Raw genomic sequence first — 15,788 nt, forward strand, 5'->3', positions numbered from 1 at the left:
TTATAGATTTAATAGTGATTCGAGTAAGGGTTTTGGCGTTACATTTCTTGTAGAACGTTTAGTTACTTTTGTCGTATGCATATTACTATCGACTCGATCAGGAGAAATTGTAACATTCGTATTTACTGGCATTGTACATAAATCCGTTGATAGAGATAGACGCTGTTCGAGTGAAAACTTTGATATTGTTTCACGAAGAGAAAATCTCTTTATATCTTCAATTTGAGCTTTAAACCACTCGAGGGTGATAAGAGCCTCAGATAGGTTTGACTCATATTCTCCCAACCGAGTTAAGTAGTTTTCTACGCTTGGGTTAAATGAAGCTAGAAAATCTTGTTTGTCTAAGTTAATCACATTTGAGGCTGGTGTTTCGATATTACTTAGTCGCGTGTATAGAGCTGCATTCAGATTTCTCAATTCAGTTTTTAGACAAAGATATTCCTCTGAACTTTTATACTTAAAAACATCGTCAAATTTCAAGTTAGATAGGTCTTTAGATACCTTAGCGATTTTTGAAACTGTTTCACTATCAATACTATTAATGGCATTTGAATACACTCCTTTAAGTGCCCAGTTCATCGCAATAGATTGCTCTAGTACTGAAACAACTGAGTTTAGCTGTTCGATTGTAAAGTGTGTAATTTCCTTCTTAATAGATGGCTTAGCATTCAGTTCTGTTAGTTGGTTAGTAGAGAGAGAACTTTTGTAGAACTCTTCAATCGATTTGAACGAGTCTGAGCTTAATAAAGACCAGCACTTTAATGTTCGATGAATCTGAGGCTGATTATCGGTCAAGAATAGTGTGGGATTGTTTAGCTTGACAGTTGATTCACCAAATCGAGCCAGGTATTTCTTCAATCTATCACAGTGATTCCTTAATCTACTCTCACAGCCTTCCAACGGCCTAGACAGTTGCAGCTTTATTTTGTGTCTTATTGCGTTTCTACGCTCCCGAACATGAAGTAATAGCTTAGCTTTATCGATCCTATGCTTTTGCATAGAAACCATAAAAGGCAATTGTTTTAGTTCTGATGCATTCATGTCTTGGTAGTCGAAACAACCAAGTTCTGACAGTAACTCTGTTCTCTTGGCTATGTCGAGGAATGTCGGGTAGTACTTTAACGATATCCTAACGGCCCCTGTCTCTACCATAGAACGTGCCACAGCTCCTAATTGCGTGGACCGTACTGATTGTTTTCTATTAGAGAGAGACAATCTACGTCTTCTTATGTTCTGAATGAGTGCAAGATCATGTTCAGCTTTAATTCTTTCGTAAGGTTGGGTTAAGTGCCACTGACTGAGAGTTCTTTCATTAACTACAATATTTAACTTGTCGCCTAGAGCGGCATTAGGGTCAATATAATGTGCTGGTGTAAAAACATCTTTAACTTCTTCGCCCAAGAGATCGATGTCAGGGTGAAGCACTCTATGATTATCTGCATGCGCATAGTGAAGTCTTGGATTTGTTTCAAGATTATAGAAAGAGAGTCTTGTTGTTCCCTTAGTAAGTTTACCTGATCTAATTTTTGCTACACGTTTTGTGAAATCTAATGAAGGTTTAACTTTTCGAGCCTTTTCCTGGTATTGGATATCAGTAACATGCGATAGATAGGGTATAGAAAGCTTGGTGTTTATCTTTCCACCGCCAAACATAGAACTAAAGGATGCATAAATCACTTTCGTAGCTTCTTGGATAGAACTAAATTCAATGCTACTAATTTGCTCATCAATTTCGTTATACCAATTTAGTGCTTTTTTGTTTGCATAACCCTTAAGTAGACTAGTTTTAAAGTACTCTGAAAATGCACTAGAAGCTTTACGTCCATTACACTCCAACTTGATTACCTTATCAGAGTTACTTGAAATCAAATCAAAGAGTTCAACTCTCTCAGCATTGACCATCACTGAAATCCTTCCTAAGAGATCACAATGTTTAGATCGAGAAGTGTCCTGGCTGATTGGTTCCAGCTTTAAATTATGAGCAATACTCACTTTTACAGGTAACTGTGTTTTAGGGAGGATCTTCGTGGTGCAGTTAAAATCGCTTTCATTCAAATCGCTCGCATCTATTGGACGCTCCCAGTAGCTAAGAAAGGACTTATGATTATCAATAAACCGCACTGGGTCATTGTCAACATTAAGAGTTTTCATTAATACGGCTTCAGGTAATTTCGATGAGTTAATGCTGATTTTTCCATGAATAGATTCGTACTCTGCATTACTTTTAGGATAAGGAATCCAGCCATTACCTCTCAAAAGTTCATTCCAGATAACCAAAGGTCTATAGGGAAGGGCATTTACTCCATCTAGACTCCATCTAAACGAAAGATAAGCAGCATGCTTTTCAGAAAAAATGTTTATTAAGGGTTTCTGGGCCTCTTGAATGTACATATCAAGAAATGCTCTTCTGGCTTTAGCGTTCAAGCTTCTATCATTTTTGATGTCTATAACGCCTTCATGTTGGTCGACGTACCCACTTTTATATAGTCGTTTGAACTCTTCAGCTTTTTTAGATGACTCAATTGAAATTTGAGCAAAATACCTAACCAACTTTTCTAAATACTTTACTTTTAGAACGTTCGGCTGAAATGCTACTCGTTGATATGCTGCAAAATCGATAGCTTTGGCATGCATCATTCTCGCATCCATATTGCAACTCAGCTGAAACATGAAATCTCTAATGCGCAGAACCTCTTCCTGTAAAAACACTTTCCATCGAGTATGTTTAGCTAGTGAGTTTTGGGTTTTATCGTGTTGAACCATTGTGCATAGTGTGCATCCAAATCGACTAGATCCATTGCAACCATTTGAATTCTTTTGTCCTACTGCAATCTCACAGACATCAGAAGAAGCATTCCCATAAATGGCCAAAAGCAGGGCGAAATCAGAAAGGAAGCCGGGAAGGGGAGGGAGCCCAGCTAAACTACGAGTAAGAGGCTTAGCTCCAGAAAGTTCTAAGGAAGTGAAAACCTCTTGGGTAGACCAGTCACGTATTGGAGCGTATAGAAACAGTGGGTAGCCTGTATTTAAGTCAGACTCTTTCATCTCTTTCAATAAATCACTTATAGACTTATCACTGGTTCCCTGAATAACCATATTACCTTTTCGCTTTGTACTCTCGTTGTTTCTTTGCCCTGTAGCGCAAATCACATCAAAACGGGTGTATTGCTGTAGTTCTTCGTCTGATTTAAAGCGGTCCAATAGGTTTTTTAAATATCTTTCGCTAGGAACAATTTTGAGAATAGAGCTGCAGTCACTATTACGTTGTGCATTTGGTATTAGCTTATTACTAGTCAGGTATTTGTTCGCGTACTCTTCATGAAATGACGGAGTGACAATATCGTAGTAAACGTTAATATCGTTATCTTTTGCATAGTCAATAAACTTAGATTTAACCCACCTGGTGTACATAACCATTGGAAGTGATTCCGAAAGAGTGTCAACCGTTGAAACAATTAAGGGGCGAGTTTTTTCGATCCAACCATTTTGAATACAAACTCGATAAGCTTCAGAAGCAGCATTCAAAACTGTGCTGGAGTCTTTACCCATACTGCAAGGAACAAACACTAGCGAATCACTAGATCGCAAAATCGTTATAAACTCTTCTACAACCGCATTGAACTTGAAGCTAACACTCTCGTGCAAAGCCACCAATTCGTTTTCTATTAGGTTTGTTGTTTCAAAAATATTAACCATTGGCTGAACCATTACTAAAGACCGACAACTATATAATACCATATTTAAACACACTTTATAGACTTAAATATACTTAGTGCACTTTTTTGTGCACATATATTGAAGGAGGTGTATTTATATGGTATTTTACTTCTATTCTTTTAGTCATCGGGTCAAGACATGTACACACCAATTTATTCTGAACAAGACCTTCAATTAGTACTCTTCAGAGCTAACGAGGGTATTTGCACGAATGGCATTTCTGTATTTGAGGGGGTAATAACAGGCAAAGAATTTGCTGAGAACTTCACTGAAGAAGAGAGCTCAGATAGTTTAAATGAGTATCAAAAAAGACAGAGAGACCTTGAGAAAGGTCGTGCACAAGGTTTGATTAAGTATTTCGACAATAGGGAGGATACAGTACTCCCTAGCATTACTGTCTTTGTTTCTTCATTAAAACTCCATGAGGAAATATCTATTGGTAACAAAGAAGTCGTCACAGCCACATTAGAAAGTTCATCTGACCGTCTTGTATGTGATGGTCAGAACCGTTTGAATTTGTTTAAGGACAGAGTTACGAATGCTAGTCCTACTCAGTACCATACGCTGGGAGTTAAATTCATTGTTACAAACACGGACACCTTAGAGCCAGTCACTCAAAAGATTAGACAGGTATTTTCTGACTACCACTTACACCTTCGTAAACCAACATCAGCACAAAACTTATTCTTTGACAGCTCGCAAAGCTTTTCCAGATTAATTAGGGACCAGATACTCGATAATGTATTAGTTGATGGTCATTCACTAAAGCGGTTTATAAGTACCACAGGAAAACCCAAGAAATCCCAGTTAATGGACTTGAAGCAGTTAGGCGATTTCATTTGTACCGCATTAGGTACAACTCCTGTAAAAATGAACAAATTGCTTGAAGGTTCAAGCGATACCGAAGCTGAAATAATTCGCTTAACAACTCCATTCCTCACCAAGTTTTTTTCTCTTATACCTATGAGGTTTCTTTCAGACTCAGGGCCAAATGTTATGTACACGAAAAGTATATTTTGGAAAGGGACTGCGATAGTAATTCGATCTATCTTTGAAGAGCATTTGTCTCGAATGCATAAAGCCCCCATTGATTGGTCAGTACTAGATGGGATAGTTCGATTGCCTGTGAAAGATATTACACATGACTTTTGGCTAGAGAATAATGTAGTACAGAAATCTATTTCAAGAAATGGAAGTATTAAATACAGAATGATCCGCAGCTCAGAGAGAAGCTGTGCTACTGCTATTTGTAAAGAACTAGAACTACCCTCAGTGGGAGAAGAAGTATGAAGTCACCAGAGAGTAATGACTTAGACCTGAAAGCACATCGATGCCCTAATGCGATGACAATGGCGAGAATGGGTCTATCTCGAGCAATTAAGGAAGGTGTTAATGAGTACAACATATACAGCATAGAACCACTGTTAGGAAAGCACATATCTGCTTACTTAAATGATGTCCAATGTAAATTTGAAATTCACATTGAATCGGTAAGGATACGTGACGAACATAAAAAGTTATGGTGTAACGAAAGCACAATCTTTGATGAAGATGATTTCGAGTTTGCAGAGCACTACTGTCGGTACCGTATCGCCTTCACCAACAAATCAAATTATGGTGAAAGTTGAGTACAACCCTTAAAAGAAACCGTGAACCAATTTCCTTAGTTCGAAAACTAAAGTTGATTGTAATTCGCTCAAGGCCTATATTGCTTTTTATCCATAAATGACAATGGTAGATTGCAATGAATAACATTAATCTCATTACAGTGGGGATTGCTTTAGCGGTTTCCGCCCCCTCTGTAATTGCTTCAATCAAAGCACCACACAATGCAGGGAGCTACAATAAAGTTATTAAGGTTCCTTCACACATGAACCAAACAAGTGCAGTTGGCTTGGATGATACTTTAGGCTCCAGAAACATCTCTGACGAAACAATCGTTGAGCTCCCAACCGTCCCAGATGATCCAGTAGGGGACTTTGAGATCCCCAAACCTGGAGAGGATGAAGATGAGGCAGTAGATATTACTATTAACTGTGGATGTGCTTCTGTGAATGTCGCAAGGGGAGCATGTTTTTCTCCAAAAAGAGCTAAAAGCGCAATGGACAGCAAAGCAAGTGGGTACTTTAGCTCATCTTATGGTTCATATTGGCCTAACTCGTCGAACATTGATTTCCTTGTAACATATAACCTGGAAACCAAAGGGATCACAAAAATAGCCATCACTGATCATAGTAAAATATACAATCTCACTGATGAAATCGCTAATGCTGGTTTATTTGAAATTTCCGGGCCAGTGACATCAACTGCTACACCTAGCTGTAGAGTAAGCTTAACTCGTGCTGCGTTTGCTGACATGGGATACTACACAATGGGTGCAGATGATCCATGGAGAGTAAGGTATAGAGGGTGGGCACATTACAACAAACCTTCCGGTTCCAGATACAAAACTGTAAATGGTGGTACCACAAGCACTCGACCTCCATCCGGGAAGACCTACTATTACTAGATAGCTTGAGTTTGTAAAAGCTTTTCTGGGCCTCTCAAACAAACCTTCCTTGGTGTACCAGGTCTTAATATACAAGTGGTACATCAAGGACGTTTTCTTAAAGCGTTAGTTTTCGTCCTAAATGTCACCCCAGACACTATTGGACCATAGTAAATCAATAAGATAGAAGAACACCTCTATCTAAGTGTGACATCTAGGACGAAAGTTTTCTATCTAGTGCCACCGCATATATTTAACTCATTGATATGCTTTTCTACTTTCTTATACTCAAGTAGGCTTTACGTCCTAGATGTCACAGAGAAGAGATTTTTATCTTTATTTTCAATGCTTTAAATATATTCAATGATATCTATAGTAACTAGCTTTTCTTAAATTCCCAACTGGGCTAAACCATTTTACCCCTACGAATGTTTTCGTCCTAGATGTCACCTATCACTCTTTACTGTATATCGAACGTAGAGAAAGTATGACTCCAGTGTGTAGCTTTTTATATCAGCCTAAGGCACAAATAAAATATCTTTTATTTTCAGTCAGTTATAATCATTAAGTTTGAGCTTTATTCTATAGAGTACTGGACACACATTGTTGCTTCTTAAAGTATCATTTTAAAACCGTCCTAAATGTCACCCCTCACGCTCTTGACACAGAAAAACAATTAAAATACATATACTTATAAAAAATCCGATTAAAACATCGCCATAGAACAGTGACACCTAGGACGAAAATAGAGAAAAAAACGCATTGCATATTCATTGATCCCTTACTTTCGTCCTAAGTGTCACCCCTCCAACTAGAAGCAATAGATACTATCCTTATAATTCAATACGTTAGAAGGAGTTCTGAAAAATTAGCTTAACCTTCATTTACAGGGTTTTCATTCAAAGGAAGCAAAAAAGCAGGTTATAAAGAAAGAATTGGGTCTTCATCACCCACAAAACAACTTCAATCACGGATAAAAAACAACAATTAGGGAGTTGGATCACAGTTATTGAGAGGTTTAGCCACCAGCAATATCTGGTAAAGGTGACACTTAGGACGGTATTTTGAGGCAGAACTAGCACACTTGATTGTTGAATGTGCTAGTTGGATGGAAATTTACTTCTTTGGTGTGCTAGTTGAAGCTAATCTTCATCATCTGTGACTATTTCATAGTCGGTTACATCAATGACGTCATCTGATTTCTTCATTGATGTACCTTTAGCATCTTTTGACTCTTCACCAAACTTCTTAATAGCGCTTAGGACAGCAGGGGATATATCTTCACCATTCAGCAATAGTTCTCCAATCTGCTCAGTCAATGCGACCATTTCACTCTGCTTTGGTTGAAGGTTGGCATTGATAGCTTTGATTGCTGACCTTGCAAGGGATAGTTTACTTGGGGCCTTTTTAGAAAGCTCCCAGGTAAACTTAAATGCGACAGTCTTGGTACCTTTTCGAACATCCTCGTAGGAAAGACTTTTGAAAATGTGCAACTTATTAAGTTCTTCAATTGCTGGGTTAAGCCAACGTTTCTTAAGAACCGCAGTTCTGTCATACGAAGAGGGCAGTTGCCACCTAGAGCGCATCCAATCAACATCTAGAATTAGGTTATTTCTTAAATTCTTCCACTGATTGATAGCCTCATAAAGCCTCATGGTATAAACGGAAGATAAGTTTCCTGCTTCACCTATCAGCAGCTGTGTATAGTTTGATGTGGTTTGGTTAATGATACTAATCAACTCAGCATTCAAATACAGCACTACATGTCCTCGTTTAGGACGATAGCTCTGTTTAGTGGTCCAGTGGATAGCATCATAAGCTTTTTCACCATCTTTGCTGTCTTCATCAGGAAGATAGATAACCACACTTTTCTCATGTAAAGATTGTGCTGCGCGTTGTATGTCTCTTGATAGGTTTTTCTTCGACTCATCATCTATCTCGAAGTATTCGATGAACTCTTTGTTAGAAATAGTGATCGGATACTGACCATATTCCATTGTTTTTAAATGTTCGGGAGTAGGGTTTTCCTGATTAATCCGCTTGAGGCACATGTATACAAGCCGCTTCTCATAACGAGTAAGGCTATAAGCTGCCGTTGTTAAAGCGTTCGCTTGTCTAACAGTAAGATCGTTTTTGCTGTTGTTCTCGGTCATGATACTGATACACACAATAAGAAATTGTACCAAATGTAACATTGTAGGCTTAAATGTGCCAGTAAGTAAGCAAACCAACCTTATACATACTTATACAGACTTATCCACAACCGAAAGCGTCCTAGATGGCACGGTAAGTCGTCCTAAGCGATCTTCAAATCTTCCTAAATGTAATAGTGTTTCGTCCTAGATGATCTTAAACGAATTCCTAACTACTTGAATTATAAAAACATAGATAAGTTATCAACACCCTAATAAGATCTTAAAAAAGATCTTAATAAGATCAATAAAAATATTATTATTAAATAGTGTCTAGAAATTAATCAGTTAGAAGGGTAAAGGGACGATCTTGGAGAACAAAGAAGTAGTAATAGTTCTTTTTTTGCATGTTAACTCAAAAAGCCACTCAGTAGAGCTATATGAGCTAATTTGCTCTATTTAGACACATATACCGGGTTGTGTCCAATCATAAGCATAGAGGCGCTCTCAGCTTGCATTTGCCCTAAATTTTCAATGACGATCTTTAGATCATTCATTTAATTAACCATTTGGTTTAAGGATCATACGCACGAACACAATGGGTTTAATCTTCCGAGGCTCTCCAGAACCATCATGTCATATAAACAAAGAAAGTTAAAAAATCATACACAAACAACTGTTATAATATGGTATTTACTGTTATACTAATGGGGAATTAACGGTTCTATCCCGTTGAAATATATGTAATAGCTTGGGGGCTAAAATGAAAAGAAGATCTTTTGTAAGTAGAGAAGAACTAAACTACGCTAAAAATTTACTAGTCTCTTATGGCTGTATGAATAAGGTGATTAACAGCGCAATTCAAATGGTAGATGAACTTGATATTGAGCCTGGCCTAAAGTTCCAGGCTAAGATGGGATCATTTAAGAAGGAATTGGATGTAGCTATATCAGCTATAGGAAAACCAGAATCACGTGCCAAGTTCATTCTAAACATAACGAACTTCTTGGTATCATGGTATGAAAGTGGAAATAAGTGCTTAGACAAGTTCTCGGTTGCCAGGTTTTCAATTTTGCTCTTTCATGCTACTGAACTTAAATTAATATCCGCTCGACAACAATTGGATATCATTTATGGGTGTTTGAAAGTTAGCGAGTTACCAAAATCAGACACACATCTGTTAATCCAACTGCCCATAACCCAGGATATCTTCACTTTAGAGAAAGTGCAGTCTCACCAATCTAAGGCTCATGTTATCAACCAAGACGATCATACCCTCGTTCAACTTGATATATCTGATGTTCCAAAAGAAAACCAAAGTGCGATAATTGGTGCGCTAGACGATTTAAGTCTGGATGAGGTCTCACTTTCAAAAGATGGAAAGTACCTTTCATTACTCGCTCCATTAACCTTGGAATGCGGCTTAGAAGATACACTCAAGAAGGTTGAAGCTCTAAAGGCGTGTTCAATGCTTGATGTATTTTGCCAATTTAAACCAATCTCTTTAGAAGAAATAGCTGTTAAGTATTGGGATGGTAAGCAGTACTTTGATGAGCTGGCGACAATGTATAAAGCAAGCTCTCAGTCAGAATCTACTCGACAAACTATAAGCAGTGCACTTGAACTAGTTAATACCGGTTACATTCTGAGTTCTTTAGATGGTTTATCCACTCTTTGTCATCGTTTAGCTGTAGATACGGACAAGGACTATAAATATAAAGGATCGTCAGCTCTATATGAGCTTCTGGACACTCTAAGGGGGTTTTATAGAGACTTACTATGGAAACTCGAAGATATGGGTTATGAGTTTCAATATACATCTGCATTTTCGAACGTGCTTTAGTTGATTTTCGGGGATTCCGATTAATGCTTCCACTAACTAAACACATTAACTCGGATTCCCTTTGCTCCCTGTCGCACTTACAAGGTCATAGCGCTAGATTTTAGCTGTATGTACTGGATAGAAACTAGGCATGGGTATAGAAGTTAATCAGAAACACTTCGACTTGATTTAACGTTTGACACTAATTAATAAATCAGCACTCAGAGGGAAACATTTTGTCAGATTTAGACTTCACAAAGCACTGGACATCCGAACGTACCCGCAAAAAGCAAACAGCTCTAACAAAGCTATCAAATGGACTTCTAAAAGAAGTAGTCGAAGACCCATTCTCTAGAGACTTGTTTGAACTCGAAGAAATTGAAGCGATGAAAGTCGCAGCAAAGGCTTTGAGTAAAGCAAAAGAAAAGTTTACCAAAATTAAAGAGAAGAAAGCCCGTATCGAAAAACGTAAGGCTCAAGAGTTAGCAAACATCAATAAACAAGCGAAAAAATATGCTATTGAGGTATTAGATTCGCTTAATTCCAATCCGGATACTTTTACACGAGAACAGCTGTGCCTATGGGTGACGGTCGCTCACTTTACTAGTTCTGTTTTAGATCCTGAGAGTTGGGAGATAGACATTAACGATAATATTGCTAATCACTATTTAGAGAGTGATCACGCATTAAGAAGGCGTAATGTTTGGACTATGAGAAGTAAGGCTCTAAACGCTTTCGAAAATTATTTTAAAAGAGCATGGCAATTCTCTTTTGAAACAGACTCTTGGGTAGTACGAGTGCCAATTAAAGAGTCCGTAGCACAACTTAAGGCACTAATAAATCATGATGAGTACATCAAAAATGAAAAGCTATATGCTCATTTACTTGAGCCTTTAGAGGCTTACAATCGTGAGGTTGATGCAATTAAACGACGCAAGAACATGAAGTCTATTTAACCAGGAGAAGATTCACCAATGACATACGAAGAATTGTACGCCGACTGGGAGTATTTGTTTAAAAAAGTTGGCTGTGCTGAAGACATGACGGGTGGTTATGTTGACTCTGAAGATTTAGAGGAACTACTTAAAAAGCCAACTAAATCTACAGCAAAGAACTGCTTGAATAGACAGATCGATTATTGGTTCAGAGCTGGAATTCAGTTCGACTATGACCTCAAAGGTAGGTCGGTTTTCGATCTCATAGAAGAGTATCCGAAGATAGAAGAAATCGCAGACAGACACTTTGTTGATTTAGATGATTGTCCCGACCCTTTCGTTAAGACAAATGATTAAAGGGGAAAGCATGGTAGATTTATCTATTTATAATATTCGACCTGAGCCTAAAGAAGCTGTCTGCATTGGCTGCGGGTGTAGTGATAATAATGCATGTTTTGAGAACTCCCAGGCATGTTATTGGCTAAAAGTGGATAGAGAAAAACAGCAAGGTGTTTGCTCAAACTGTCATGACCTTTTGTCTCAGTAAATTTAGGAAATGGATGAATTTTCTATAATCACAATCGCTTAATGCCTAACTATAGGAAGGAAATAATGAGTCGTCTTGAAACACTTATAGAACAGAGCAATGATGAACTTTGTAGTGTGTCAGTCCCTGTTAAAGAACAGTGTCTGAACCGATGCAATGAATGTCCAGTTGATGATGAGTTAATTGGAACGTTGACAACAGATAGTAAGAGCTCAACAGAAGAGTCACCAAATGAGTGAGAAAGTACTTCTAGGCACATTATTGGTTGCAGGTTTTTTGTTAGCAGTGAGATGGGCATTTAAGAGTGATACATCTTCATTTGATGAAGCACTTAACAGGTTTCTATCAAGTGAACAACGAAAAGAGAAGAAAGGTAACTCAAATCCTAGTAGTGCTTACGAACGACGCAGGAAGGCTATGTTTAGCGGCACAGATTCGATGGGTTGCTATCAAAAGCACAAAAAGGCCAACGAAAGGCTTCATCGTAAAAGGTGAACCTTAGATAAAAAAATAGGCCCCATATCATGCAATATGATGACCTGGTTTATTAATTGGTCTGGGATGTATTGGTGTAGGAGAGGAATAAAGTTTCATGCTGGTTGTCTTGAGCATCCACAGATTGAGCGGTCCCATTCAAATACGTTTCTGGACAATTATCATTTTCGGAAAATCAAACATTAGCAATCCATGAACAACTCTATGTCTGGGAAACTACTCCCGAACTCATTATTAAGGTTGATTTAAAACGCCCAGCCCCAATATTCTTATAATCCACCCACAACGCTACCTTGGCTATGCAAATCAAACGAGACTTTGACTACTACCACAACCTTCACAACGTCATTACCCACGCCCTGCTTCATTTGCTGTGTCAGGTTTCCGCATCTTCCCGTTTTGTTCCAGTAAAATCACGCAATGACATACTGATAAAGTACCTTAAGCCAAAGCTCAACGATAAGTCGTTATCGAATATCAAAAAAGACATCAAACTGATGATCAGCTTAGCAAGAAAAAAAGGTGGGAACCTAGAAATGAAACTGCATCAACTTAATTCACAATCGAAGCATACAAAACTCATCGGTGCTGAAAAGCTTTATAACCTACTCGTACACCTTTATGACGTAGAGGGTATCGAATCAAGACTGTTTGAGGAGGGTAGTGAAGCGGAGCCTGGGATTCTTTATATGCTAGAGGAACAAGTCGAACACGGTTTTGACCAAGAACACAATCAACTCACCCCGTTATCGATGCTTATCCAACTAGAGCGTGCACCTGAATTAATTGAATCGATTAATGCTCACGGCCTATTTCTTGCTGAAATGAAAGAGTGGAACACCGAGAAACATCAAGCCCACATCTTAGTACACCCAGCTTAAAAAAGCTGGCTAGCCATCATTTAAACGCCCGCTCATTCTATCTTCCATGAACTGGCTTCACCAGCTAGTTCTAAGTTGGACATAAACGTTTTAGAAATGGCGGCGTACTCTGATGGCTGCCATTAAGTATAAAACTTTAATACTCAGTATCAAACTTATTGCTTAGTAACGAAACTTTATTCCTCACAAACAAATGGAGTTAATGGGTTTGAAAGCTCTCCACTAACAGGGTTCCCCCTAGTCGCCACCGAGGCCCACCCGCCGGACTTACCCCTGCATTACTAAGTCTCGTTCCTCGCCAAGTATTGCCGCTCATGGGCTGTTGTCCACCAGCGCTAGTACGATGCCAACAAAACCCCATTGTCACCGTCCTAGCAGAATGCTGGTGGCCATATGATCCGCCTTCGGCGAGCTAAAAAGCATTTGTAACGCTTTTCTTAACGGCTTCGCCTAAAAAGCTGACCCTCTATCGAGCCCTATTGTGTCGCCTTTGTCCGGCCCAAAGTCCAGATAATAAGTTAATTATATTTCACAAAGGTTAGTGTTTAAATGTGGTATCTATTTGTTGTTTTTTATATAATTATGACATAGTTAAGGCAAGTGAGATCAATTGCTTGGGGGCAGTATGATAAAGGTATTAGAGAAGAAAGTTTCTCTCCATAGAAATAAACTAAGAGTATTCTTCGAAGGGCAGTATTTACTAATGGCGGGTTTTAAAGGAGGGGCTAAGTTTCAGCTTAAGTCTGACCGTACAAAGAAAGAAATTAAAATAGTTATTGATCGTTTCGGCTCTCGACAAGTGACCAACTCAAGACGAAACGGTAAAGAGCGACCTGTCATTGACTTAAAGCACGCTGATTTAGATATTTTCGGAGACCATGTAAAAGCCTACATCAAAGATGGTGAAATCCGAATTGTCGAATTGCATTCAGTCCAAGAGATTCGTGACAGAGAGCTGAGGTTTAAGGATATGACGAGAAATCTTAAGCCTTTAAACCATGCCGTATTCAGCTTTAATTCTAATTTAGTACTCCTTTCTAACGAGTTGGAATACAACTCGCCAATAGAGCTGTTTGATCTAAAGAAGAGTAGCATCAAGGCTGAAGTGATTAGCTTACAAGGTGCGCCAGAGGCTAATTGTTACTTTTACTTAATGACTGCCTTCATCAAAACACTTCAACCATCTGCAATTTTTATAGATACACAGTGGACAGATCCTCTTGAAGCCGCATTTTCACATACTATGAAAAATATGGGTTACGTAAAAAATGATGAATTGAATGGTTACTTATCTAAAAATATCACAGGGGCTGAGCTTGGTTCTGCTTCTGTTGAACTAACTCCGGCTTCACCTATCAAGAAGTTAAGTCTCGATAGAGTGATAAAGACTTGGAGGAATCTCAAACAAAAAGAGCGTGTTCAGAGAGCTATGTCAAAGTACAAAGCGAATATACCTTTATCCACTTCAGATATATTTAATGGTATAGGGGTATTGTGCTCAAGTATTTCCGATGGACTTAAGCGGAGTAAGCTTTCTACTTTCGTAAAGGTAATTGTCGAATCGAGTGAAAGGTACTTCAATGCATGTCTGCAAAATAATCCTGTGTGGGCTGTGGAGGCACCGGAAGAGCAATACGGATTAAATATGCGATTGGAGAGTGTTGATTTGTCCAGAGGTGGCGTTAGAACGGAAGTCAATTCAGGATCGCTGCCTTGCGAAGGGAGTTCCATAAGCGGCAGATCTAAGAACGGAAATAAATTTGCAGAAGCACACAAAAATACAGGCGGGTGTTTTATCGATTTCTTGCATTGGCAGTCGATAACGAATCCAATTATTTCTGTTTTTGAGAATGTTACTTCATTTACTAAATCAAACTCATACGCTGTTATCGTAGATACGTTTAGTAAAGTGTTTGGGTACAACTTTATAAATATGACATTAGCAGGTTCTCAGTTTGGTGCACTTGAAGATAGAAAGAGGCTTTGTGGTATTGGATACTGCAGCTCCTTCAAAGAGGGTTTAAAGGACTTTATGCCCCAAAAGGTAAGGACAACTTATAAATATAGCTGCTTAGCTGATGTACTCGATGATATACCTGAAACTCATGAAAGCTATAAGCCCTATACATATTTAGTGGAAAAGGAAAAGAGAGACATTGCTCAAAAGAAAGGCTTTCGACTCCAGTGGCTTAAGCCTACTGCTACAAAGGTAGGGTGCATAACCAAATCATACCAAAAGTGTCGATCTACCGATCCATTTCTAATCCATAGCAATGGTAAATTAGCTAGGTTATTTACAACTGTTGAACATGCCAAGTGCAAGCAAATACCAGAATCGTTCGTTCGCGATCTGACCGTAGGACTAGCCCACGAATGTTTGGGCCAGTCGGTGATTTACTCGGCCTTTTGTTGGGTTGGTGAATGGGTTGGTAAGTGGCTTAACAATGTGTTAAACACACAATACGAGCGAATGGCGGCATAGAATCTAAATAGAATATCGACCTGCAATAGAGCTCTTTTTTATTGCAGGTTATGAATTTCTCTCCACTAACAGGGGTTCCCCCTAGTCGCCACCGAGGCCCACCCGCCGGACTTACCCCTTGCATTACTAAGTCTCGTTCCTCGCCAAGTATTGCCGCTCATGGCTGTTGTCCACCAGCGCTAGTACGATGCCAACAAACCCCCGTTGTCACCGTCCTAGCAGAATGCTGGTGGCAATATGATTCGCCTTCGGCGAGCTAAAAGCATTTGTATCGCTTTTCTTAACGGCT

At 38.8% G+C, this 15,788-nt stretch carries 12 protein-coding genes; 10 read left to right on the forward strand and 2 right to left on the reverse strand.

What is annotated here, in order from left to right; all coding sequences use genetic code 11:
- The gene (locus R8N49_RS14775; protein WP_139351517.1) at nucleotides 1-3,708 is read right to left on the reverse strand and encodes a hypothetical protein; all 3,708 of its coding nucleotides are present in this window, start codon (nucleotides 3,706-3,708) and stop codon (nucleotides 1-3) included.
- Between the two features lie 147 nt (nucleotides 3,709-3,855).
- Here R8N49_RS14775 and R8N49_RS14780 point away from each other — a divergent pair, with 147 nt between their 5' ends.
- The 3 genes from R8N49_RS14780 to R8N49_RS14790 all read left to right on the forward strand — a co-directional run bounded on the left by R8N49_RS14780 (nucleotide 3,856) and on the right by R8N49_RS14790 (nucleotide 6,226).
- Nucleotides 3,856-5,007 (forward strand): DGQHR domain-containing protein, encoded by a 1,152-nt coding sequence (locus R8N49_RS14780; RefSeq protein WP_077202323.1) that lies wholly within the window; start codon nucleotides 3,856-3,858, stop codon nucleotides 5,005-5,007.
- The gene (locus tag R8N49_RS14785) at nucleotides 5,004-5,345 is read left to right on the forward strand and encodes a hypothetical protein (RefSeq protein ID WP_042776211.1); all 342 of its coding nucleotides are present in this window, start codon (nucleotides 5,004-5,006) and stop codon (nucleotides 5,343-5,345) included. Before R8N49_RS14780 ends, R8N49_RS14785 begins: the two co-directional genes overlap by 4 nt.
- Nucleotides 5,346-5,461: 116 nt before the next feature.
- Nucleotides 5,462-6,226 (forward strand): hypothetical protein, encoded by a 765-nt coding sequence (locus tag R8N49_RS14790; protein WP_025633937.1) that lies wholly within the window; start codon nucleotides 5,462-5,464, stop codon nucleotides 6,224-6,226.
- A 1,121-nt stretch (nucleotides 6,227-7,347) separates the two neighbouring features.
- Here R8N49_RS14790 and R8N49_RS14795 read toward each other — a convergent pair.
- Nucleotides 7,348-8,358, reverse strand: a complete 1,011-nt coding sequence (locus R8N49_RS14795) for a RepB family plasmid replication initiator protein (RefSeq protein ID WP_158083951.1) — start codon at nucleotides 8,356-8,358, stop codon at nucleotides 7,348-7,350.
- Nucleotides 8,359-9,100: 742 nt separating this feature from the next.
- On the opposite strand from R8N49_RS14795, the gene R8N49_RS14800 reads away from it, so the two are divergent.
- The 7 genes from R8N49_RS14800 (at nucleotide 9,101) to R8N49_RS14830 (ending at nucleotide 15,499) form a co-directional block, all read left to right on the forward strand.
- Nucleotides 9,101-10,180, forward strand: a complete 1,080-nt coding sequence (locus R8N49_RS14800; RefSeq protein ID WP_025633934.1) for a hypothetical protein — start codon at nucleotides 9,101-9,103, stop codon at nucleotides 10,178-10,180.
- A gap of 215 nt (nucleotides 10,181-10,395) precedes the next feature.
- On the forward strand, nucleotides 10,396-11,115 hold the full coding sequence (locus tag R8N49_RS14805) for a hypothetical protein (RefSeq protein WP_025633933.1): 720 nt from the start codon (nucleotides 10,396-10,398) through the stop codon (nucleotides 11,113-11,115).
- Between the two features lie 18 nt (nucleotides 11,116-11,133).
- On the forward strand, nucleotides 11,134-11,451 hold the full coding sequence (locus tag R8N49_RS14810) for a hypothetical protein (RefSeq protein WP_025633931.1): 318 nt from the start codon (nucleotides 11,134-11,136) through the stop codon (nucleotides 11,449-11,451).
- 255 nt (nucleotides 11,452-11,706) lie between these two features.
- A complete protein-coding gene (locus R8N49_RS14815) occupies nucleotides 11,707-11,880 on the forward strand; it encodes a hypothetical protein (protein ID WP_155486753.1) in 174 nt (57 codons plus the stop codon).
- A complete protein-coding gene (locus tag R8N49_RS14820) occupies nucleotides 11,873-12,136 on the forward strand; it encodes a hypothetical protein (RefSeq protein ID WP_025633930.1) in 264 nt (87 codons plus the stop codon). Before R8N49_RS14815 ends, R8N49_RS14820 begins: the two co-directional genes overlap by 8 nt.
- Before the next feature lie 299 nt (nucleotides 12,137-12,435).
- On the forward strand, nucleotides 12,436-13,017 hold the full coding sequence (locus R8N49_RS14825) for a DUF2913 family protein (protein WP_054574998.1): 582 nt from the start codon (nucleotides 12,436-12,438) through the stop codon (nucleotides 13,015-13,017).
- A gap of 625 nt (nucleotides 13,018-13,642) precedes the next feature.
- Nucleotides 13,643-15,499, forward strand: coding sequence for a DNA cytosine methyltransferase (locus tag R8N49_RS14830; RefSeq protein ID WP_025636632.1), 1,857 nt, complete (start codon nucleotides 13,643-13,645; stop codon nucleotides 15,497-15,499).
- The last annotated feature ends 289 nt before the right edge of the window (nucleotides 15,500-15,788 follow it).

This window comes from Vibrio sp. 1978, from assembly GCF_033344345.1.